General features: G+C 66.1%; 23 protein-coding genes. 11 read left to right on the top strand and 12 right to left on the bottom strand.

Going from position 1 to position 21063, the window contains the following annotated elements:
• Positions 1 to 525 precede the first annotated feature (525 nt).
• On the top strand, positions 526 to 687 hold the full coding sequence (locus BM150_RS24225; RefSeq protein ID WP_175496889.1) for a hypothetical protein: 162 nt from the start codon (positions 526 to 528) through the stop codon (positions 685 to 687).
• A gap of 56 nt (positions 688 to 743) precedes the next feature.
• Complete coding sequence (locus tag BM150_RS17335) at positions 744 to 1985, top strand: MFS transporter (protein WP_092928352.1); 1242 nt, start codon at positions 744 to 746, stop codon at positions 1983 to 1985.
• A 141-nt stretch (positions 1986 to 2126) separates the two neighbouring features.
• On the opposite strand, the gene BM150_RS17340 is transcribed toward BM150_RS17335, so the two are convergent.
• Positions 2127 to 2795 (bottom strand): TetR/AcrR family transcriptional regulator, encoded by a 669-nt coding sequence (locus tag BM150_RS17340; RefSeq protein WP_092928353.1) that lies wholly within the window; start codon positions 2793 to 2795, stop codon positions 2127 to 2129.
• Positions 2796 to 2908: 113 nt separating this feature from the next.
• On the opposite strand from BM150_RS17340, the gene BM150_RS17345 reads away from it, so the two are divergent.
• Positions 2909 to 3466, top strand: a complete 558-nt coding sequence (locus tag BM150_RS17345) for an NADPH-dependent FMN reductase (RefSeq protein ID WP_092928421.1) — start codon at positions 2909 to 2911, stop codon at positions 3464 to 3466.
• 211 nt (positions 3467 to 3677) lie between these two features.
• Here BM150_RS17345 and BM150_RS17350 read toward each other — a convergent pair whose 3' ends face one another.
• The 5 genes from BM150_RS17350 to BM150_RS17370 all read right to left on the bottom strand — a co-directional run bounded on the left by BM150_RS17350 (position 3678) and on the right by BM150_RS17370 (position 7838).
• Positions 3678 to 4220 carry a hypothetical protein gene (locus tag BM150_RS17350; RefSeq protein WP_245755573.1) on the bottom strand — a complete coding sequence of 181 codons (543 nt, stop codon included), beginning with the start codon at positions 4218 to 4220 and terminating at the stop codon, positions 3678 to 3680.
• Between the two features lie 246 nt (positions 4221 to 4466).
• On the bottom strand, positions 4467 to 5726 hold the full coding sequence (locus BM150_RS17355; protein WP_092928354.1) for a metal-dependent hydrolase family protein: 1260 nt from the start codon (positions 5724 to 5726) through the stop codon (positions 4467 to 4469).
• A gap of 158 nt (positions 5727 to 5884) precedes the next feature.
• A complete protein-coding gene (locus tag BM150_RS17360; RefSeq protein WP_092928355.1) occupies positions 5885 to 6583 on the bottom strand; it encodes a hypothetical protein in 699 nt (232 codons plus the stop codon).
• Positions 6580 to 7482 carry an ATP-binding cassette domain-containing protein gene (locus BM150_RS17365; RefSeq protein ID WP_092928356.1) on the bottom strand — a complete coding sequence of 301 codons (903 nt, stop codon included), beginning with the start codon at positions 7480 to 7482 and terminating at the stop codon, positions 6580 to 6582. Before BM150_RS17365 ends, BM150_RS17360 begins: the two co-directional genes overlap by 4 nt.
• Positions 7479 to 7838: a GntR family transcriptional regulator gene (locus BM150_RS17370; RefSeq protein ID WP_092928423.1), complete on the bottom strand. Its 360-nt coding sequence runs from the start codon at positions 7836 to 7838 to the stop codon at positions 7479 to 7481. The genes BM150_RS17365 and BM150_RS17370 overlap by 4 nt, the downstream gene beginning before the upstream one ends.
• Positions 7839 to 8172: 334 nt before the next feature.
• Here BM150_RS17370 and BM150_RS17375 point away from each other — a divergent pair, with 334 nt between their 5' ends.
• Complete coding sequence (locus BM150_RS17375) at positions 8173 to 8604, top strand: ester cyclase (RefSeq protein ID WP_092928357.1); 432 nt, start codon at positions 8173 to 8175, stop codon at positions 8602 to 8604.
• Positions 8605 to 8738: 134 nt separating this feature from the next.
• Here BM150_RS17375 and BM150_RS17380 read toward each other — a convergent pair whose 3' ends face one another.
• Complete coding sequence (locus BM150_RS17380; RefSeq protein ID WP_092928358.1) at positions 8739 to 9827, bottom strand: LLM class flavin-dependent oxidoreductase; 1089 nt, start codon at positions 9825 to 9827, stop codon at positions 8739 to 8741.
• A 101-nt stretch (positions 9828 to 9928) separates the two neighbouring features.
• Positions 9929 to 10141 carry an RNA-binding S4 domain-containing protein gene (locus BM150_RS17385; protein WP_092928359.1) on the bottom strand — a complete coding sequence of 71 codons (213 nt, stop codon included), beginning with the start codon at positions 10139 to 10141 and terminating at the stop codon, positions 9929 to 9931.
• Positions 10142 to 10726: 585 nt separating this feature from the next.
• On the opposite strand from BM150_RS17385, the gene BM150_RS17390 reads away from it, so the two are divergent.
• The 5 genes from BM150_RS17390 (at position 10727) to BM150_RS17410 (ending at position 15072) form a co-directional block, all read left to right on the top strand.
• Positions 10727 to 11086 carry a hypothetical protein gene (locus tag BM150_RS17390; RefSeq protein ID WP_092928360.1) on the top strand — a complete coding sequence of 120 codons (360 nt, stop codon included), beginning with the start codon at positions 10727 to 10729 and terminating at the stop codon, positions 11084 to 11086.
• A gap of 286 nt (positions 11087 to 11372) precedes the next feature.
• Entirely contained in the window at positions 11373 to 12182 is an 810-nt protein-coding gene (locus BM150_RS17395; protein ID WP_245755565.1) for a pyrimidine reductase family protein, read from the top strand.
• A 134-nt stretch (positions 12183 to 12316) separates the two neighbouring features.
• Positions 12317 to 13186: a dihydropteroate synthase gene (folP, locus tag BM150_RS17400; RefSeq protein WP_092928361.1), complete on the top strand. Its 870-nt coding sequence runs from the start codon at positions 12317 to 12319 to the stop codon at positions 13184 to 13186.
• Positions 13187 to 13266: 80 nt separating this feature from the next.
• Entirely contained in the window at positions 13267 to 14265 is a 999-nt protein-coding gene (locus BM150_RS17405) for a glucosyl-3-phosphoglycerate synthase (RefSeq protein WP_092928362.1), read from the top strand.
• 60 nt (positions 14266 to 14325) lie between these two features.
• The gene (locus BM150_RS17410; protein ID WP_092928363.1) at positions 14326 to 15072 is read left to right on the top strand and encodes a class III extradiol dioxygenase subunit B-like domain-containing protein; all 747 of its coding nucleotides are present in this window, start codon (positions 14326 to 14328) and stop codon (positions 15070 to 15072) included.
• A 32-nt stretch (positions 15073 to 15104) separates the two neighbouring features.
• Here BM150_RS17410 and BM150_RS17415 read toward each other — a convergent pair whose 3' ends face one another.
• Positions 15105 to 16442, bottom strand: coding sequence for an NAD(P)/FAD-dependent oxidoreductase (locus BM150_RS17415; protein WP_092928364.1), 1338 nt, complete (start codon positions 16440 to 16442; stop codon positions 15105 to 15107).
• Between the two features lie 316 nt (positions 16443 to 16758).
• On the opposite strand from BM150_RS17415, the gene BM150_RS17420 reads away from it, so the two are divergent.
• Together BM150_RS17420 and BM150_RS17425 are read left to right on the top strand one after the other, a co-directional pair.
• Positions 16759 to 17157, top strand: coding sequence for a carboxymuconolactone decarboxylase family protein (locus tag BM150_RS17420; RefSeq protein WP_092928365.1), 399 nt, complete (start codon positions 16759 to 16761; stop codon positions 17155 to 17157).
• A 4-nt stretch (positions 17158 to 17161) separates the two neighbouring features.
• A complete protein-coding gene (locus BM150_RS17425) occupies positions 17162 to 17386 on the top strand; it encodes a hypothetical protein (RefSeq protein WP_092928366.1) in 225 nt (74 codons plus the stop codon).
• Between the two features lie 105 nt (positions 17387 to 17491).
• On the opposite strand, the gene BM150_RS17430 is transcribed toward BM150_RS17425, so the two are convergent.
• The 3 genes from BM150_RS17430 to BM150_RS17440 all read right to left on the bottom strand — a co-directional run bounded on the left by BM150_RS17430 (position 17492) and on the right by BM150_RS17440 (position 21024).
• Positions 17492 to 18214 (bottom strand): YqeB family protein, encoded by a 723-nt coding sequence (locus tag BM150_RS17430; protein WP_217641717.1) that lies wholly within the window; start codon positions 18212 to 18214, stop codon positions 17492 to 17494.
• A gap of 235 nt (positions 18215 to 18449) precedes the next feature.
• The gene (locus BM150_RS17435; protein WP_092928367.1) at positions 18450 to 19709 is read right to left on the bottom strand and encodes a hypothetical protein; all 1260 of its coding nucleotides are present in this window, start codon (positions 19707 to 19709) and stop codon (positions 18450 to 18452) included.
• Positions 19710 to 19926: 217 nt separating this feature from the next.
• Positions 19927 to 21024 carry a carboxylate-amine ligase gene (locus BM150_RS17440; protein WP_092928426.1) on the bottom strand — a complete coding sequence of 366 codons (1098 nt, stop codon included), beginning with the start codon at positions 21022 to 21024 and terminating at the stop codon, positions 19927 to 19929.
• Positions 21025 to 21063 lie beyond the last annotated feature (39 nt).

Below are 21063 nucleotides of genomic sequence, written 5' to 3' on the forward strand. Positions count from 1 at the left end.
GGTAACGATATTTCGGTATTGAATCGTTATTCATATCGGTTGTATTTGAACCGAAATTCCTGCAGCTGTCCGGGGATCCGGAGCTGTGGCAGCGGAGCCGTGGCAGCGGACTCGTGAATCCGCGCCGTCGCGTTCCACACCCGAATTCCTCCGTGCATCGGTTACCGATCGGGCCGCCCGCTCTCGTCATGCGTGTTCGGGGTGCCGTGGTTGCTGGACGCGTCCCGTGCGAAGCACCGCGATGATCTCTCGTGAGACATCCGGTTCGGGCGGGCGAGCCAGGAGTCGTGTCATCCGAGCGCTGCTGCCGGACGGATCCCCCACTGGTGGTCGGTCCGTCCGTATCTATGGCGTGACCAGCACGAAATCAAAATTGAAGTTTTACTTAAATTTTTTGTAGAAAGCTTCACTTGTTCTACCGCGATCTCGTCCGCATCGTTGAAGGGGACAACGAACTGTGACCGTCGGATCCCGGGGTAGTGGTCTGACGGTCGCGGCGACCGAATCGGGAGCGGTGAGACGACGATGCACGAGCAGGACGTTCAGAGCGAGACGGTCACTTCCGAGGTCCGATCACGAGAAGAAGCCGAGGTTGCCGAGCCGGCCGCCACCGGGGTCGATTCCACGAGGAAGCCACGTTCCTGGTTCGCCGAGATCGGGCGTTGGCGTGCCGACGTCGTCAAGTGACATCGCCGGGAATACGTGCGGTAGCTATGAACGCGGGACTGCTGGAGGTGTGACTGATGGGGCTCTCCGCTCGGTTGGGGATTCCCGGTGCGTTCTGGCTGTTGTGGTGGGGCCAGGTCGTCAATCGGCTCGGGATGTTGGTTCCGGCCTTCGTGGTGCTGTACGTGCGCCAGGAAGGGGTCGTCTCACCGTCGGTGATTCCGGTGATGGTGGGACTGTTCGGGAGCGGGGTGCTGCTCTCGAGTGCGGTGGGCGGCGTGTTGGCCGACGTGCTGGGGAACCGCCGGGTAATCCTCGGTGCGCAACCGGTGGCGATGATCACTGCCGTCGGATTCGTGCTGGCGCAACGGGGGTGGATGGTGTGTGGGCTGGCGCTGTTGGCCGGTTTCGTCTCGATGGTCGACCGCCCCGCTTCGGCCGGCGCGATCGCACGGTTGGTGCCCGCGGATCGTTTCGCCAGGGCCTACGGAATCCACATGGTCGGATTCAACGTGGGCATGTCGGTGGGGCCTGTGGTGGCGGGATTCGTATTGGCGTTCTGGCCGCCGCTGCTGTTCGTCGTCTGGGCGGGCTGTGCGCTGATCTACGCGGGTTTGGTGTGGTGGTTGCCCGCTGACGAATCCACCGGCACTGTCGGTGCCTCGAAGGGGTATGCCGCGTTGGTCGGGCTCATCGAGCCGTTTCGGCGCCCCGCCCTGGTGCTTTTCCTGGTGCTGACCTTTTTGCTGGGGTGCGTCTACCTGCAGATGAATTCCTCCCTGCCCGTGGACATGCGCACCAGCGGTCTGGATCCCACGCATATCGGGGCGATATTGGCTGTCAACGCCGTGCTGGCGATCGTGCTGGTGGGAGTCCTGCCGCGTGTGCTCGCCGGGTGGCGGGACCATACCCCGCTGGTGCTGGCCGCCGTGCTGGTAGCGGTGGGATTCGGCCTCAACGGGTTGGCCTCGGGTATGGGGATGTTCATGACGGCCACCGTGGTCTGGACATTGGGTGAGGTGGTGTGGGCGCCGATGTCCGCGGCCTTCATCGCGGGGCGTGCCCCCGCGGGCCGTGTGGCCACGTATCAGGGCTCGTACTTTCTGGCCTGGAACGCGGCGTTCGTAGTGGGTGGGCCACTGGGACTGGCGCTGGGGCAGTCGTACGGGTTCACCACACTGTGGTCGGTCGTGCTCGTGGTGGGACTGGTTACCGCGGCGGGGTTTCTCGCGCTTCCACTTCTTTCCGGCTCCACCTCGAACAGTTCACGCTCCGGTGAGTCGGTGGTGGAGGAACCTCAGTACGCCGAGACGTCCTGAACGGGCGGAATGCGTGTTCGATCGGACGTTGTCTTCTCGCCACGGATGGGGGATTCATCGGCGGAGAAGACGACGTCCCTTCGGAGAGGTTGTGCGAGACGATATGTTCCTCGGCCGGTGGCTTGGCGCGGGCCGGGTGAGTCATCCGTCGGAGCTGCTGGCCACGAAGCGTGTGACCAGATCACGCCATCCCGATTCGACCCGGTTTACCGACATCTCGAGCTGATCGAGCAGGTACCGCGTCAGTGCCGTGTCCAGATAGCCCAGCAGTGTGTGCGCGAGGAGTTCGACATCGCCGTCCGTGCCGGCCTCGCGCAGCAGGGTGGCCACGTGGGTGAGTCGAACCCGTCGGGCGGGCACGGTGAAACGGCGTTCGGCCGCGGGTTCGGCCGCGAGGTAGAGATCGCGGTGCGCGTCCTCGTGGCGCAGTACCGCCGGACCGAAGGCACGTAGCCGCTCCGCGGGCGGTGCCCCCGGGCCCACTGGTGGGGGGCCGGTGAGGAAAGCCGTCTGCAACTGCTTCTCCTGGTGATCGAGCAGCGCGAGGAGCAGGCCGTTTCGGTCTCCGAAACGGCGGAAGACCGTTCCCTTGCCCACCGAGGCCGCCTGGGCGACGCCTTCCATGGTCAGGTTCGAGGCACCGTGCTCTGCCACCAGTCGCGTGGCCGCCTCCAACAATCGGGTTCGGTTGCGGAGTGCGTCGGCGCGTGGGGTGGAACTCTCATCGGTGGCGGTCAGCGGCAGCGTAACCCGGCCGTTCGAGGACGTCTCCGAATCGGGCTCCGGCAGTAGCGGGATGTCGGTACTCATGGCGTCAGCGTAGCCTCCGTCACTTTAAGTGGACCGTGGTCCGATTATACTGGTAAACCAGTAATCGGACCACGGTCCGTTTGAATCGGAAGTACTACACCCTGGAGCAAGCCGTGTCTGCCAACATCCTCGTTCTGGTCGGTAGCCTGCGTACCGGCTCGCACAACCGTCAGTTCGGCGAAGCCGCTGTCAAGCTCGCCCCGGAGGGGGTCACCGTCGCGATCCACGAGGGGCTGGACGCCCTGCCCTTCTACAACGAGGACATAGACCTCGACGGCGAGGTGCCCGACGCCGCGGCACGGCTGCGTCACTCGGCCGGGCAGGCCGACGGGTTCCTGTTGATCTCTCCCGAGTACAACGGGACCATGCCGGCGGTGCTCAAGAACGCGATCGACTGGCTCTCCCGTCCGTTCGGTGCGGGTGCGCTCACCGGCAAGTCCGTCGCCGTGGTCGGTACCGCCTTCGGTCAGTACGGCGGGGTGTGGGCCCAGGACGAGGCCCGCAGGGCCGCGGGCATCGCGGGGGGAACCGTAGTCGACGACGTCAGGCTTTCCGTGCCGGGATCACTGACGCGGTTCGCCGAGACCCACCCGGTCGACGATCCCGAGGTCGCCGAACAGCTCTCCGCCGCGATCGCTCGACTGAGCGAGGGAGTGACCGCGCAGGCCTGAAGTGTTTCCGAGTCCGGCCCTCGACGATCCGTTCGGTGTGACCACCGGGTCTTCCGGTGTCGAGACCAGGGTCGGTGGCGGTGAAGGTGTCGCCGCCACCGCCGGGCCGGAAGAGTGGAACCCGTCGCTGGAGTGCCCGAGGCGGGCATCGGCGTGATACGGATGCGGTTCCTCCGCCGGTTTCTGGAGCTGTGCCGTGGAAGTGAACGCGTCACACGAGCAGCGCGTAACCACCACCGGCCAGCAGACCGGCGATCGTTCCCGCCGTGACCTGGGCCGTCGTGTGGTCGTTCACGGCGACCCGCGACCATCCGATCGCGGCGACCAGCGGGGCGGAGGCCCACCAGCCGGGGCCGAGCGTGACGGCGAGGATGACCACCGCCCCGGCGGCCACCGCCGTGTGCATGGAGATTTTCCATCGAATGGTGATCATTCCGGTGACCAGTAGAGTCAGTACCATCGTGATGTCGAGCGCGATGAGCAGCCAGGGACTGCGCAACACGATCAGCAGCCCGAGCCCCAGCCCGCTGGAGCCGAGCAGTACCAGGAAGGGGATCAGCCTCCCAGCGCGGTCCCGGACGTGGTGACCGTCCCAGCGACCGGTCCGCGCGCCCCAGACGATGACCCCCATCGGTAAGAGGCTGCTGGTCAGTGCCACGAGTAAACCCCACAACAGCGTGGCGGTCAGTGAGTCGGTGGCCCGCCGGGCAACCATGAGCGGAAGTAGTAGAACCAGCACCCACGGTGCGAACACCTCGGTCAACAGGTGAGCGCATGTCGTGGTGATCGTGGCCGTCCTCGAACGGACTCCGACTGGTTTCACCGGGGCCTCCGGTTTGGACGCGTGCACAGTCGGAAGACTACGACCACCCGCTTCAGCCGGGCGATCTCGGTGTCGAGGTCGTCGTTTTCAGTCGCGCCGGTGCTCGCGGCACCCGGATCAGTAGGTGTGCCGGAGTGCCATTCGTGCGAGTCGTGGACGATGCCACCCCACCGCTCGTTACGAGGCGGAAGCCGCCTTGTTGCTGAGCGTGTTCTTGCGGATCTCCCCTGCCTGGGCGACGAGTACCACGGCGTCGGGATCGGCCAGCCCCGCGATGTTCCGCAGCGGGTCGACGTCGGTCACCACGAAGTCCGCCAGCATACCGGGGCGCAGCGTTCCCACCCGGTCTCGCAACCCCAGTAGTCGTGCCGATCCCCCGGTTCCGGCAGTGAGCGCCTCCAGTGGGCTCAGCCCGACCTCGACGAGATGCCGCAGCTCGTCCAGGTTGCTCGCGTGCGGTCCGATGCCGGAATCGGTTCCCAGGGCCACCGGGACACCGGCCGCCACGGCTCCGGCGATGTTTGACCTGCTGTGCTCGGCCCAGCGGTGCTTCTTCTGCCACAGGTACTCCGGCACGGTGCCGCGTTCCGGCATCCGCAGCGCCGCCGACAGCGTGGGCACCAGCACGGTCCCACTGCGCAGCATCAGCTCGTTGCCCTGCGGGTCGAGCCCGTAACCGTGTTCGAGGCTGGTCACACCCGCGCGCAGCGCGTTGTGGATTCCGACGATTCCCTGCGAGTGCGCGGCCACGCCGTCCCGGCGGCGGTTCGCGGCCTCGCCGACCACGGTCCGGATGGTTTCCTCGTCCAGTCCCACGTCCTCCGGGTCGTCCGAAGGGGTCGTCATTCCGCCGGTCGCACACACCTTGAGCCAGTCGACCCCGTCGCGGAGCAGCGTTCGCGATTCCCGCCGGGCCTGTTCCGGTGTGTCCACGACGCTTCCCAGTCCCGGATCCGGGCACGAGCCGTCGGGGAGGGTGAAATCGGAGTGCCCACCGGTCGGGCCCAGCATGCGGCCCGCCACCCGCAGCCGTGGTCCTTCGAGCAGCCCGCGTCGCTGGGCCTGTCGATATCCCGCGTCGATACCGCCGAGATCTCGTGCGGTGGTTATCCCCGCGCGCAGCGTTTCCCGCATCCGGTGAGCGGTCTCGAAACTCCGCAGGCTCGGAGGTGCCGCCATGTCCCGCAGGGACGACATCATGTTCCCGCCCAGCCCGAAGTGCACGTGGCAGTCGAAAAACCCCGGCAGCAAGGTGTGCCCCGACAGGTCGACCACCGGTGTCGCGTCCCGTGGCGGGGCTGAGTCGGCCGCACCGGCGTAGTCGATCAATCCCTGATCGTCGACGAGCAGCACGGCATCGGTGACCGGCTCGTCACCGGTGCCGTCGATCAGTACCGCACCCTCGTAACGTGCGCTGACCCCGTTCGACGTGGTCATGTGGTCACCGTCCCCGGGCGGATTTGTGGTTTCGGCCAAGCTGCCACGAGCCGTCGGGCCGTGCACTCCGGACGAGTGACACCCGGTCTTTCCGTGCTCGTTCGGTCGGGACCGGGTGCCCTCGTCGGTTTCGCCGTGCGTATCCGCCGCGGCGGTCGCTACGGGATCGCGCGGCGGATCGTCAGGTATCCGGCAGCGGCGAACACCGCTGCCAGCCCCAGCGGGTAGGCGAACAGCAGTGCCAGCGGTGGCTGTTCGACGAAGAAGGCTCCGACCGAGGCCCACCATTCCCGCCAGGTAATCAGGAAGGCGAACAGCACGGCCAGCAGCCCGACGCTGATCACGACCGTGTAGACCCCCGGCTGGCCCCACCGCTTGAACACGATGCCGACCCAGACGCCGATGAACGACAGCAGCAGGAACGGCGCGGTGTAGATCAGCAGCTGCAGCAGCGGATTGTCCTGAACGAGGAAGGGGAGCCCGAAGAACCTCAACCCCATCCCCCAGCCGTCGGTGCCGGACTCGACCAGCTTCAGCAGGGTCAGCAGAGTTCCGTAGACCAGTGACTGCCCCAGTACCACAAGTGTCGTGGCACCGAAGAACGTGCGGCGGGTGACGCTGAGACCGGCGGCGAACGGAAAGAACTGGGTCATGGTCTGCAGGTGCACCGAAAGCAGGACGAAATAGATCGACATTATCGCCCCGCTGGCCGGTTCGCCCTGCTGAGCCGAGTCGCTGATCATCGCGAAGATCGCCAGATTGGCGAGGAACGCCAACCCGAGCACCAGCAGTGGCAGGCCGAACACGACGGGAATGTTGATCAGTTGGATTCGGCTGACGTTGAGCAGGCGTCTCATGAGTGGGTTTCCTTGTCGTTCGCGGCACCGACGAACGTCTGCTCACCGGTCGCCTGTCGGGTGGTCTGTACGACGAGTTGTTGCAGGGAGACCGGCTCCACGTGCAGATCCTCCGGGGTTCGTTCGGGGAGTGCGCCGCTGAGTGTGACCCGCAGGAAACCACCGAGCTGTTCACGTTGAAGTTCGGTGTGGTTCGCCGCGAACTCCTCCACCGCTCGCGCCGGTCCGGTCACCGTGACAGCGCTGGCACGAAGCTTGTCCGTGTCCTCGTCGAGCAGTACCCGGCCCTTGTCCACGAGGGTGACGTGTTCTATCAGGTCACTGATCTCGTCGATGAGGTGTGTGGAGAGCACGATGGTGCGCGGATGCTCGGCGTAGTCGGCGAGCAGGCGGTCGTAGAACCGGTGCCGCGCCACCGCGTCCAGCCCCAGGTACGGCTCGTCGAAGAAGGTCAGCGGTGCACGTGAGGCCAGTCCGATGATTATGCCCACCGTCGACATCTGGCCGCGGGAGAGTTTCCTGATGCGTCGTTTGAGCGGTAGCGCGAACTCCTCGACCAGTTCCTCGGCGAGTTCCGCGTCCCAGTTGTCGTAGACCAGGCTCGCCGCGGTCAGCGCGTGGTGGACCGCGAACATGTCGGGATACTTCTGCGATTCCTTGATGAAGCAGACGTCGCGCAGCACTCTGTCGTTCTCGTAGGGGTGTTCACCGAACACCTTCACATTTCCGGATGTCTCGAAATTCTGCCCGGTGAGAATCTGCATAATTGTCGTTTTGCCCGCGCCGTTGCGGCCGAGCAATCCGTGAATCCGGTTCTCGGTGAATCCGAGTGACACGTCGTCGAGCGCGACGGTGTCACCGTAGCGTTTGCTCACCCCACTCATGCCGGCTACCGTCATGCCTCTTCCCTCCAGGCGTCGATCATCTTCTTCAGATCCTCGGCGTCCATCCCCAGCTTCTGTGCCTCGCCGAGCAGCGGTGCGATGAACTTCTGCCCGAAGTCCTGCCTGCGTCGTTCCAGCAACTGCTCGCGTGCCCCGCCGGCCACGAACATTCCGATCCCCCTTCGCTTGTAGAGCACCCCGTCACTGACCAACTGGTTGATCCCGTTCGCCGCGGTCGCGGGATTGATCCGGTGGAACGCGGCGAGTTCGTTGGTGGAGGGAACCCGTGTTTCCTCGGGCAGTGAGCCGTCGATGATCGAGCCCTCGATCTGCTCGGCTATCTGGAGGAACAGCGGGCGACCGTCGTCCATCACGTCCACCACCGTCGTGCGAACCAGTTAGTTGGTTCATTAGTCATGTGGGTAACCATGTCACTAGGTTACCTGGGCGTCAACCCAAGGAACCGGGGTGGTGCTTTTCAGGTCAGGTCACTCCGGTGTGACGGGATGTGACCACGCAGCCGGGACGCGGGCCCGTCGGAGTCTTTGGACTCTGGTCGAACTCGGTCCGGGCGGAGCAGTGTCGGACGTGGGGAACCAGGAACCGTCGTCGACGACGCGCCCGGCGCTTTCGACACCGTGTGATTCAAGGCGGGAACAGCGGAAACGGAACTCCGGCGCCGGGCACCAGGAACAGGAGAAACCTATGACACACGCCGAGACGCACCTGAAGATGCACCAACTGTTCAACGAGCGTCGGTTCGACGAGATGGACGCCTACGTCGGTGAGCAGTACGCCTATATCGACCACGCTCGGGGAATCACCATGCACTCGCTCGACGAGTTCAAGGACTGGATGAGGGAGTGGTCCACCGCCTTCTCCGACGCTCGGGTGCTCGGCGAGTCGTTCGTCGAGGGCGAGTACGTCTCCGTGTCCTACTTCCACGGTCGTGGTGAGAACGACGGCCCGATGGGGTCACTGCCCGCGACGCGACGGCAGATGGACATCCCCTTCTGCGAGACGCTGCGCTACGACCAGCAGGGCAGGGTCATCGGTGGCGAGGTCTACTACGACCAGCTGAGCATTCTCACCCAGCTGGGACACATCGAGAGTTCGAAACTGACCGGGGCTTCCTGAACCGACGAGGTGACGAACTGACCGGGCTCCCCGAGTTCTCGCGGTTGGTCCGCGTGACCGGGCAGCCGTTCTGATCGGCCGCTCGGCCACGCGTGACCCGCCAGGGCGGTATGCCGTTCGGTCCGGTGGGACAATCAGTGCACCGTCTCACCGCTCCGTGCGCGCAGCCTGGACTCGTGCGTGGGTGCCTCGGGCACGTGCGAGGGTTTGAGCGCGTCGAACTCCTCGCGCAGCACCGGGATCACTTCTTCGCCGAGCATGTCCAGCTGTTCCAGCACGGTCTTGAGCGGCAGCCCCGCGTGGTCGATGAGGAACAGTTGGCGCTGGTAGTCACCGACGTACTCCCGGAAGGACAGGGTTCGGTCGATGACCTGCCGCGGACTGCCGACGGTCAGCGGGGTCCGCGAAGTGAACTCCTCGAGCGAGGGTCCGCCGCCGTAGACCGGGGCGTCGTCGAAGTAGGGCCGGAACTCTGCCACCGCGTCCTGGGAGTTACGGCGCATGAACACCTGACCGCCGAGACCCACGATCGCCTGGTCGGCCGAGCCGTGCCCGTAGTGCTCGAACCGTTGCCGGTACAACTCGACCATCTGCTTGGTGTGCTCCGGTGGCCAGAAGATGTGGTTGTGGAAGAAGCCGTTGCCGTAGTACGCGGCCTGCTCGGCGATCTCGGGGCTGCGGATGGAGCCGTGCCACACGAACGGCGGCAGATCGTCCAGTGGCCGAGGCGTGGCGGTGAAACCCCGCAGCGGGGTGCGGAACTCGCCCTGCCAGTCCACCACCTCCTCGTGCCACAACCGGTGCAGCAGGTGGTAGTTCTCGATCGCCAGCGGTAGTCCCTGGCGGATGTCCTGTCCGAACCACGGATACACCTGCGCCTGATTGCCACGCCCCAGCATGAGATCCACCCGACCGTCGGCCAGGTGCTGCAGCATGGCGAAGTCCTCGGCGATCTTGACCGGATCGTCCGTGGTGATCAATGTCGTCGAGGTCGAGAGGATCAGCCGTTCGGTCCGCGCCGCGACATACCCCAGCATGGTCGTGGGGGAGGAGGGCACGAACGGCGGGTTGTGATGCTCGCCGGTGGCGAACACGTCCAGCCCGACCTCCTCGGCCTTGCGGGCGATGGTCACCATCGCCTTGATCCGTTCGTGCTCGGTGGGAGTTCGGTTGGTGGTCGGGTCCGGCGTGACGTCGCCGACGGTGAAGACTCCGAACTGCATGATCCCGACCTCTCGGTGCGCTTGGACAACGGCTTTCGCGGTGCGAACACGGTGGCGGGCCCGGTTGTTCCGGGATGTCGCCTTCGTTACACCATCGCGACTCAGGCCGAGGTGACCCGCACTGTCTCCGCTCCGACACTGACCTCGTCACCCGGTGACAACTGCCGCCCACGTCGTGTCTCCGGCTCGTCGTTGACCAGCACCTCACCGTCCTGGATCAGGCTTTTCGCCTCGCCGCCGTGCTCGACCAGCCCCGCCAGCTTCAGCAGCTGTCCGAGCCGGATGGTGCCCTCGCCGATCTCCACGTCCTCCATGCGTTCGATTGTCCCCGAACTCTTGGCCGTTCGACGAACCGTTCCGGGAGGTTCAGAGGAGTACACCACTGGGGGGCTCCGCCCGGTGGGTCGGTCGGCTCGAGTCCCCGGGTGCGAACCCGGCCGAGCGGGTTGATCGTTCCGTGTTCGGTGTTCCTCGCGGGTTTCCGCGTTTTGCCCTACGAACAGTTTTCAGCTCTACTCGGAGTCGCGAAAAGGTTTTGTTGATTTGTCTTGTTTCGATTCGGTGTAGATTTTCGGGTTTCGAGTGTTCTCCTGGTCGTTGGGGGTTTTCGGTGGTCGCGGATGTGAATTTTTGTCGTTCTGCCCTATGGGGAGTGAATTGTTTTTCCTGTTGTCTTCGGCAAGTGTGCAGAATGTGGGATCGCGCTGCGGGAGAAGAAGGGTTCTGTTTGTCTGCGAGTGGCTCGGGAAGATTCGGACAACAGGAATTTTTCGTGTCCGTCACCACCAGGACTCTGAGTGCGTTGAGTCTGGCCGCGCTGACGCTGACCGCTCCGGCCGCCGAGCAGACCGCCGAGCGGCCGCCCGCCCCGTGGCGGGGAGTCACGGCGCTGATGAGCGTTGACAACGAGAGGCTACAGCGCCGAGCACGTCGAGATCAACAACGTCAAGTGCCTCTACGACGACGGAGAGCAGGGCTCCAACGTCAGCGTTTTCGAGGGGTGGTGCGGAGTCGACGAAAGCTCTCCGACGTCCGGGACGGGCCAGTACATCGAGCGGAAGCTCAGCGGCAAGTGCGCCAAGAGCTCCGCTTCGTTCAAGGTGAACTTCGCCAAGGTGGGCTGGGTGAAGATCAAGAGCAGCCGGACCAAGGGTTACCACGTGGTCAAGAACACCAACAAGAAGCACATCGATGTCGACATCACCCCCTACAGCGGTTACCCGCACTACACGCAGCGGATCGAGGTCTCGGTCGACTGATGCGGTGACCGCGTGATCGGTCGAGCGGCGCCCACCGGAGAACGCGCTCCTCCGGTGGGCGCCGCTGTACGTGTTCGACCCCCGGATTCGGGTTCGCCGTGGTTCCCGGTGCCGTTTCGCCGGGCCGGCCGAGAGGCGATCGGTTCGGGAATCGTGTTGTGCGAATTCCGCTGTGTGATCGGGCGGGCCTTTTCCCGTAGCGTGACAGTCATCGGTGATGCCTCTTTCTCGAATACCGCACGAGCGAGCGAACCTTTTCGTTCGGTCTCCGAGTAGGATCGTGGCGGTGGTGAACGGCACGGAGGTGCCGATGAAAGGGGCCGCGGTGTTCGTGCGTGACGTGGAACGCAGTCGCGACCTCGAAGTCGAGGAACTCGCTTCGAGCTATGCCTATCCCGAGTCGTTGACTCACCCGTGGACGAGGGTCAATTTCGTGACCAGCGTCGACGGTGCGTCCAGTGTCGAGGGGCGCAGTGGCGGGCTGGGACATCCCGCCGACGGGGTCGTCTTCGAACTGGTGCGGGACCTCGCCGACGTGGTACTCGTCGGTGCCGGTACCGCGGTGGCGGAGGGCTACAGCGGTGTATCCCGAACCGCCGAACGGGTGCGACGTCGACGTGCGCTGGGGCGTTCCGATGTGCCACCGCTCGCCGTGGTCACTCGCGGAGCTCTGCCGCCCGATGCCGGGGTGCTCACCGACACCGAGGTGCCAACCGTGGTGGTCACCTGTGCCACGGCGGGCAGGGAACGCATCCAGGCTTACCGCTCGGCGGGTGCCGAGGTGCTCGTGGCGGGCGAGTGGGAAGTGGACCTGTCGTGGACCGTCGCCGAGTTCGGCAGGCGCGGCTGGTGCCACGTCGTCTGTGAGGGCGGCCCCGGGCTTTTCGGCAGAATGGTCGGCAACGGTCTCGTCGACGAGGTGTGCCTGACCGTCTCTCCCCTGCTGGCGGGGTCCGGTGCGGGGCGCATCGTCAGCGATCTCGCGGAGGACACTCACAGGCGGCTCCGGCTGTGCTCCGTCGTGCGCGCCGAGGACGCGCTGCTGCTGCGGTACTACACCCAACAGGCGGTCCGCAGACTGGACGAGGTGTGTTGATCACGTCAGTGCCTCGGTGTAGAAGTAACCAGGGCCGCTGTTTCGAGTGGCGCACGACAAACGAGACCGTGGTCGGCCCGTTCGATGTGGCACATTGGTCGGGGTGATGGCCCCGACGAAGCGGATTGGTGGATATGCGGACGACCGTGCGCTTCCGGGGACGTGACCTCGGTGCTCAGCGGCCACTGGTGATGGCGATCGTGAATCGCACACCGGATTCCTTCTACGACAGGGGCAGGACCTTCGAGTTCGACGCCGCGTTGTCCGCCGTCGACGAAGCAGTGGCCGACGGTGCCGACATCGTCGACATCGGCGGCGTGAAAGCCGGTCCCGGGACCCTCGTGGGGGTGGACGAGGAGATCGAGCGTACCGCTCCGTTCGTGACGGAGGTGCGGCGGAACTTCCCCGAGCTGGTGATCAGCGTGGACACCTGGCGACACGAGGTGGGGCGTGCGGTGTGCGTGCGGGGAGCCGACCTGCTCAACGACACCTGGGCCGGGGCCGATCCCAAGCTGGTCGAGGTCGCGGCCGAGTTCCGGGCGGGTTATGTGTGTTCGCACACCGGCGGTGCCGTGCCACGCACCCGTCCGCACCGCGTGCGCTACGAGGACGTGGTGCGTTCCGTGGTGGAGGAGACCACGCGACAGGCGGAACGAGCCGCCGAGATCGGTGTTCCCGAGGACGGCATCCTCATCGATCCGACCCACGATTTCGGCAAGAACACCAGACACAGTCTGGCTCTGCTGCGGCACACCGATCAACTGGTGGCGACCGGATGGCCGGTGCTGATGGCACTTTCGAACAAGGACTTCGTCGGTGAGACGCTCGGCACCGAGCTGTCCGAGCGTGTGACGGGAACCCTGGCGGCCACCGCGCTGGCCGCCCGTGACGGAGCCGCCGTGTTCCGGGCGCACGAAGTACGGCAGACGCGCCAGGTGCTGGACATGGTCGCGGGCATCGCAGGAGAGCGAGAACCCGCCTCGACCGTGCGCGGCCTGGCCTGACCGCTGTGCCGTTCCCGCGCGGACGAGGTGTTCGGGGCGGCAGGAAGCATCCGAGCTGCTGGGAGCAGTGACCAAGAAACATGACACCCGAGGCCGAGCGGTGGTTCGCCGCTCGCAGCTGGCAGGACCCGTCCTGGTCGGTCGAGGAACTGACACGACTGAAAGAAGCTCGTCGAGTCAGTGTCGTGCTGCCCGCGCTGAACGAGCAGGACACGATCGCCCCCATCATCGCCGAGCTCCTGCCGCTGGCGGAACCGGACGGGGCGGGAGAAGCCCTGGTCGACGAGATCGTGGTGCTCGACTCCGGTTCCACGGATCACACCCGCGAGTTCGCCCAGTGTGCCGGTGCCCGTGTGGTGGCCCGCGAGGACGTGCTGCCCGAGTTCGAGCCCCGGGCGGGCAAGGGAGAGGTGCTGTGGCGCTCGTTGGCTGCCGTTTCCGGCGATCTTCTGGTGTTCCTCGACTCGGACCTGGTCGATTTCGACGCCCGGTTCGTTCCGGCATTGCTCGGTCCCCTGCTCACCGGTGACGAGCCGGTACTGGTCAAGGGCTTCTACCGGCGACCGTTGCGGTTGCCGCGGGAAGGTGTGCGCCAGGAAGAGGGAGGCGGGCGCGTCACCGAGCTGCTGGCTCGCCCCGTGCTTTCCGCTGTGCGCCCCGACCTGGCGGGCGTGGTTCAGCCCCTGGGCGGCGAGTACGCGGCCCGCCGCGGGTTTCTGGAATCCGTCCCCTTCGCCCCGGGCTATGGTGTGGAGACCGGACTGCTCATCGACGCCTACGATCGCCACGGCCTCGACGGACTGGCCCAGGTCAATCTCGGAGTGCGCAAGCACCGCAATCGAGGACTGCTACAGCTCGGGGTGATGTCCCGGCAGATTCTGGCCGCCGCCCTGTCCCGCACGGAGGGGAACTCCTTCCCGGACGGAGCTCTCGACGATTCGCGCGATGAGGTCTCCTGCCCCCAGGAGATTTCCTACACCCAGTTCGTCCAGTCCGACTCGGAGTGGGTGCCGCACGATCAGCCGATTCCGACGGCGGAGCGTCCACCGCTGCGTAGCCTGCGGCGGAACTCGAGGTGATGAACACGGCAACGATCTCCGCCGGGCACGATTGACGGGCACGATTGAGACGAGGCGAACATGCTGGTAGCGGCCGGAGTATTCCCCCATCCCCCGGTGCTGGTTCCCGGGGTGGCCGGGCACCGGGCGGCGGATCTCGACGGGATGCGAGCCAACTGCGAGCTGGCTGTCACCCGGCTGTTCGACAACGACCCCGATCTGGTCGTGGTGCTCGGCGGGGACGATCGCACCGCGTGTCACGGCTCGGACGTCACGGGCACGCTGGCCCCGTACGGACTGGACATGACCTTCGGCGACGGAAGTGCCCGACTGCCGTTGTCGCTGACGATCGGACGTTGGCTGCTCGAGTCGCACATCGATCGGGCGGCCCGCGAGTTCCACTCGGTGGCCTGGAACGCCACCCCGGCCGAGTGCTTCCGGCTGGGGGAGCGGATCGCCGACCGTGCCGCACGGGTGGCACTGCTGGTGCTGGGGGACGGTTCGGCGTGTCGCACGGAACGTTCACCGGGGTTTCTGGAGCCGGACGCCGTCGCCTACGACGACCACGTGGCCGAGGCGCTGCGCTGCGGGGACACCACCGCGCTCGCCGCGTTGCGGCCGAAGACCGCCGACCGGTTGCTGGTGGCCGGACGCCCGGCCTGGCAGGTACTCGCCGGGGCCGCTTCCGAACGCTCACCGAGCGGTGAGCTGCTGGACTACAGCGCGCCCTACGGAGTCGGGTACTTCGTCGCCACTTGGCTGTTCGACAGTGCTTTCCCGAGTTCGGGCCGTTCGGAGCCGGATCGGGCGGAAACCCGCGCCGAGTGAGCGTCTCGGCGAACCCCGTCGACGGACTCCTGTCAGGTCCGGACCGAGCTCTGTGCCTCCTGCTCGCCACGTAGGTTCGGCAGCTCGGGTGAGGAGGTGTCCAGTGGCACCGTGCCGGAACGGACCATGCCCAGCTGCACGCACTGCCGTTTGGTGGTGGCCTCCAGCAGCCAGTCGATGGCCACCCGCAGCCGGTTCGTCGGCATCGCCATGAGGTGATAACCCCTGGTGACCGCTTTGGCGGCGAAACCGGACAGTGGAATGTGCAGTGGATTGGCGGCTGCCTCGCGTGCCCCTAGGTCCACGACGAACCCGAGGTCGCGGTGGTGATAGCCGTTGAGCCGTTCGCCCCGCAGCGAGGCGAGCACGTTGCTGCCCGCCAGTTTGCCCTGACGCGTGGCGTGCTGGGCGGTCATGGCCGTGAGCCGGCCGGGGTTGGCGCGGTCGGGAACAGCCGCGGCGTCGCCGCAGGCGAAAACGTGCGGATACCCGGGCACCGTCAGCGTCTCGTCGACCGTGATCCTGCCTTCCGTGGTCTCCAGACCCAGCGACTGCACCAGCGGGTCGGGACGTACACCGACGCACCAGATCAGTGACCGCGTCGCCACCTGTTGGCCGCTGTCGAGGGTGACACCGCTCTCGGTGGCTTCGCTGATCGAGGTTTCGGTCAGCAGCTCCACGCCCCGCCTCCGGAGTACGTCGGTGGCGGTACTGGACAGCCGTCGGTCGAGGCCGGGAAGTACCCGGGGAGCCACGTCGAGCAGCTTCCACCGAATCTCCTGGTCACGCAGCTCCGGATGGCGTTCCGCCAGGATGCGGGTGAACTCGGGACCCTGTGCCGCGATCTCGGTTCCGGTGTAGCCGGCTCCGACCACCACGAACGTGCAGCGGGCGTCCCGCTCGGCCTGGTCGTCGGTGGCGGCCGCGAGCTCGATCTGCCTGGTGACGTGATCCCGGAAGTACAGTGCTTCCGGTACTCCCCGGAAGCCGTGTCCGTGCGTGGCCAGCCCGGGGATCGGCAGAAGCTTGTTGACGCTGCCCGCGGCCAGGATCAGCCTGTCGAAGTTCACCGACCCCGTGTTGTCCTCGGGATCGGTGTAGGTGAGGTAGCGGGCTTCCGGGTCGATCCGGTCCACCTCGCCCAGTACCAGCCGAACAGCGGGCAGTGTGCCCGGCAGCGAGACCGTGATCGCGCGCGGGTCGAGGATCCCGGAAGCGACCTCGGGCAGCAGCGGCAAGTACAGAAAGTAGTCGGTGGGGTTGACGAGGATGATCTCGGTTTCGTCCGGTCCGGTGTTCTTGGCGAGCTGTTCGGCCGCGTGGTAGCCGGCGAATCCGCCCCCGACGATCACTACTCGAGTGTGTCCCATCGCGTTCCCAACTGGTCGGTTCCTCTCCGTTTCCGCCTACCCGAGACAGGACTCGATCAAACCGGCGATGCTCCCCGAACCGGGGGTGCTCTTCGGAACCATCGTGGCCGGTATCGAAAGACCGAAGACTCTAGTGCCGTCGGGGAGCCAGGCCGCACGATGAAGGAGTCGAAGCGGTCGCCAGCGGCTCGGTCCGCCGCGATGTCCGGTGCTTTCGTTACCGCTGCGTTGCGGCGGAAGCCACGGGGCACGGGCATCGCGCGGCCGGGTTCGCTCGCGTGCCGGTCACGTGACGGAAAGCGCAGGTGCGGCAATCATGACTACCACCACACTGACCCGGGCCGAGGTGGAGGCCGACATCAGGGACACCCTCGGTCTGGTACCCACGTTCTTCTCCCGGATCCCCGACGAGCTGCTCGCCCCGGAGTGGGAGATCTTCAAGCGCCTGGAACTCGAGCAGACGTTGATTCCCAACAAGTACAAGGAACTGATGGGGGTGGCGCTGCACGCCGAGACCAAGTGCTACTACTGCACCCTCTTCCACACCGAGGCGGCGAAACTCTTCGGCGCCAGTGACGAGGAGATCCAGGAGGCGGTGCACTACGCCAAGAGCACCCTGGGGTGGAGCGCCTACCTGAACGGCATTCGGGAGGACTACGACAACTTCGCCGCGGAGCTGACCCGTATCGGCGATTACCTCGGTTCCCGGGGTTGAGCTCATGCGTCTGGAACGGACCCGCCCGACGGTGCTGCGGCTGGTGCTGCACGCACACGAACTGGCCACGCTGATGACGGCCGCGCGCTGCGTCGCGGAAGCGACCCCGGCGGAGATACCCGAATCGGCGCGGGAGGAGCTTCGTGCGCTGCTGCGTGACTACGACCAGCAGCTGCGGCGGCTCGACACGACGGCGACCGACGAAACCGATCGATCGCGATCCGGTTGAGAGCACCTCCCGCCGATGCCGTCGGAGGTCAGGAGCGGGAAGTCGATCGCGTTCCGGGGTTCGGCGGAGGTGGAATTCGGTGGACCCGGCTGATCCGGACGGGACTCACCGGCCGTGGGACAGTCGCCAGTACTGCTTCTTGTCCGAGTCCCGCACCACCACGCCGAGCCGGGCGAGTTCGTCCCGCAGTTCGCGGGCGTCCTCGTTGGAATCACTGTGACGCAGTGCCCTCGCACGGGCCTTGAGCAGCGCATCCGCTCCGGTGGGCATACCGGGAGTGTCGGGTACCCAGCGGCGGAACTCGTCCGCACATGGGTCCTCGTCGGCCCAGCGGTAGCCGTGGGAGCGGAAAGCGGTGGCCAGCCTGTCGGTTTTGAGGTCGAACTCCTCCCGCGCCAGTTCCGCCGTGTCGCCGTCCAGCAGCACGAGCTGTTTGCCGTCACGGCAAGCGACTTCCACGGTCTCGCCGGGCCATTCCCGCGTGCTTCCCCGTCGGTGCAGCGCCACCCGATCGGCGCCTACCGTCACGGTGAGACTGTCGTGATAGGCGTGCAACGCGAGCGTGGTCCCGGCCAACGCCCCGAGCGCGACGAGACCGAGAGTCACCCACGGTTCGGGCAACGAGTTCACCAGTTCCGCCGGGCCCCGCATCGGTGCCCAGGGCAGGCTCACCAGCCAGTCGGCGAGCAACCGCACGCCCCAACCCAACCCCGCCCCGAGCACGGTGAACACGACCCCGACCGCCGGGTACGTCCACGACGGTTCGGCCACCACGGTGGGGTCGGTGGGTTCTGGTTCGGGGCTCAGCGGCGAAGGGTCGTCGGTCACCCGGGAAATCCTACTGAACGCCTCTCGCCGCAGGGGGCTGTTGACCGTTTCCGTCCCTGTGGCACCGGCCACGTGGGCTTTCACTTCCGAAACCCGCCCGGAGGTCCCGGTGTCACGGCATGCGCGGCACCGGCACCTCGTTCAGGTCGCTACCCGATGTCGGGCACCCGGCGCGAGAACCGGCGGGGAGGCTCCGCCGAGGGAGCATCCCGACAACCAGACCGGAGAGCCTCGATCAGCGGGGATGACCGATGTCGGCCGCCGGCTCGCTCCGTCCGAAGTGGTTACCGGAGGCCCACATGTGCATCCACTGGTCGTTCTCCTGGCGGTAGGCGTTGCCCTGCTCGTTGACCGCGACGGGTTTCGAGTCGTGGTAGAACCAGTTGTTGTCGATGTCGCAGCGGTTCGCGGGGACTCCCCGGATCGCGATCGCTTCCTGCGCACGGCTGTCGGGGAAGACGTCGGTGGTGAACCGGAAGGTGTTGTGGTGGATGTTGATGGTCCCACCCGCCACTTCGGTGTCGCTGCCGTCGTTCTGGGCGCGCCCGTGCATGTCGAAAGCGTGACTGATCGGGTGTTCACCGACCAGGTTGTAACGAGCCGTGTAGCCGTTGCTGGCGTAGCCGTAGCCGGCGATGGAGTGCCGGTTGTAGTCGAAGTAGTTCCACTCGATCACGGAATGGCCGTTGTAGAGGTTCACGCCGTAACCGAAGTGCTCCATCGGGTTGTTGTGGATACTGTTGTGATCGATCCGGGACGAAACCTGGTAGCCACCGGCGCCGACCGAGATGGCCGCGTGGGTGAAGCCGTACAGCTGACAGTTGTCCACCCGGCAGTCGTCGCCGAGGAAGTGGATACCGCCGATGAGGTAGTTGTCGTAGGCCGTGTCGTCGTAGGGGTTGCCGTCGTAGCCTTCCGGGTCCCAGTAGTTCGCCAGCCTAGGCCCCTGGAGCCGTATACCGGTGAACCGGACCCGGTCCCCGTAGGTCTTGAACATGGGCAGCGCCTTGTCGGCCACCGGATTCCGGTTCCTGGTGGTGTAGATCAACCCGCCGAGGCTGCCGTTGTTGCCGCGGCCTCCCGAAATGATGACACCGGTACCGATCGAGAGCGTGTTCTCCGCGCCTGTCATGTCGATCGCCGCGTCGTCGGCGACGCGGATGATGTCGCCGTCACCGGCGCTCTCCAGCGCGTTCTTGAGCCCGTTGAAGTCGTTGACGTGGAACTCCGGAGTGTCACCGGGACTGGCGTGATAGGTCACACCGCCCCCTTGCTTCAGGTCCACCGGGGCGGGGTCGGGCATCGTGGTCACCGCCGCCGCGGTGTTCACCGAGGTGGGAGCGGCCGTGGTTCGGGAAGACGCCATCGCCGTACTCGCGGTGGTTCCCGCCAGCGCGAGTCCCGCGGCTCCCGCGGTACCCAGTTTCAGGAAGTTCCGTCGGCCGAGTCCACCCTCGGTGTTCCGATCCGTCCCGTTCGTTCCGTCCGGACTCATGGTGATCCTCCCGTGCCTTGTGGGCTTGTTACGGACGATCGTGATCAATCCGGCGGGATGGTCGGTTACCCGCGGACCCCGCGTCAATACCCGATGTGTTGCTCCCGGTCCTCGGTGAGCCCGTTCCGGCTGGTGAAGCGCCCCGGCCGAGTTTCGGAATTCGTCCGTTCCTCGCGTTTGGGCCGTCACGTTCCGGCACTGGTTCCGCAGCGGCCGCTCACTCCCCGTTGTGGGTGACGGTCATCGCATCGAGCACGTCGTCCAGATTGCCCCGTTTACGGAACGCGTCTCGTTGCGCGGCCACGCTCGTGTTTCCGCTCAGCAGCCGGGAGATCCAACCGCGAACCCTCTCGTGGTCGCCGTGGGCGCGCAACGACGCCTCCAAGTAGTCCAGCATGCGTCGTACCTGTTGTTCGGCGGGCCGGGAACGCGCCGAGATCGGGTCGACGAGCTCGCCGGAGAGTCCGGAACGGGCGGCCCGCCAACGAGCCGCGTGCTCCAGCTCCGGCCTGGGAACACGCGGCGGTACGCGGTCTCGTCGCTCTGCCACGCACCGCTCGGTCAGTGCTCGGGCGATCCCGGCCAGCACCACGGTCTGTTCCGGACGTGGGTCCACGTCGCAAACCCGGAATTCCACTGTGGAAACGTGCTCCGAGGGGCGCACGTCCCAGTAGAGCATCTCGCGGTCCCGCAGCACCCCGACGTCGACCAGACGCTGCGTCGAGGCCACGTAGTCGGCGTAGGAGTCGAACAGCCCCGGCATACCGGCACTCGGCCACTGCCACCAGATCTGCGCCCGGTAGCTGGCGTAGTCGGTGTCCTCGCCGCGCCAGAACGGTGAGTTCGCCGAAAGGGCCAGCAGCACCGACATCCAGGGGCGAACACGATTCATCACCGCCACGGCGTCCTCGGGGTCGTCGACTCCGACGTGGATGTGACAGCCGCAGACCAGCTGTTGCCGTGCCACTACGCCGAACCTGGCCATCGTTTCCTCGTAGCGCGCTTTCGGGGTCACCGCTACCCGTTGGGTTCCCGGATACGTACCACTGGCGATCAGACTGTTCTCCCGCTCGTTCGCCGCGGTTACCAGCTCGCCACGGAGTCGGAGCAGTTCCGAGTGGAGTTCGGCCAGTTCGGTGCACACGGGGGTGGACAACTCGATCTGAGAGGACAGCATTTCCGGATCCACCCGTCCCGGCGCCACACCCGTCAAGCGTTCTCCCGCGAGCCGGGGACCGGCGTCGGACAACCGCCCGGTGGTGGTGTCGACGAGGTGGAACTCCTCCTCCACACCCAGTGTGAGCGCATCGTGCACACCATCACCTCCGGAAACTCCCACTCCCATCCTTGCTGG

The organism is Actinopolyspora alba (assembly GCF_900112765.1).
GTDB lineage: Bacteria > Actinomycetota > Actinomycetes > Mycobacteriales > Pseudonocardiaceae > Actinopolyspora > Actinopolyspora alba.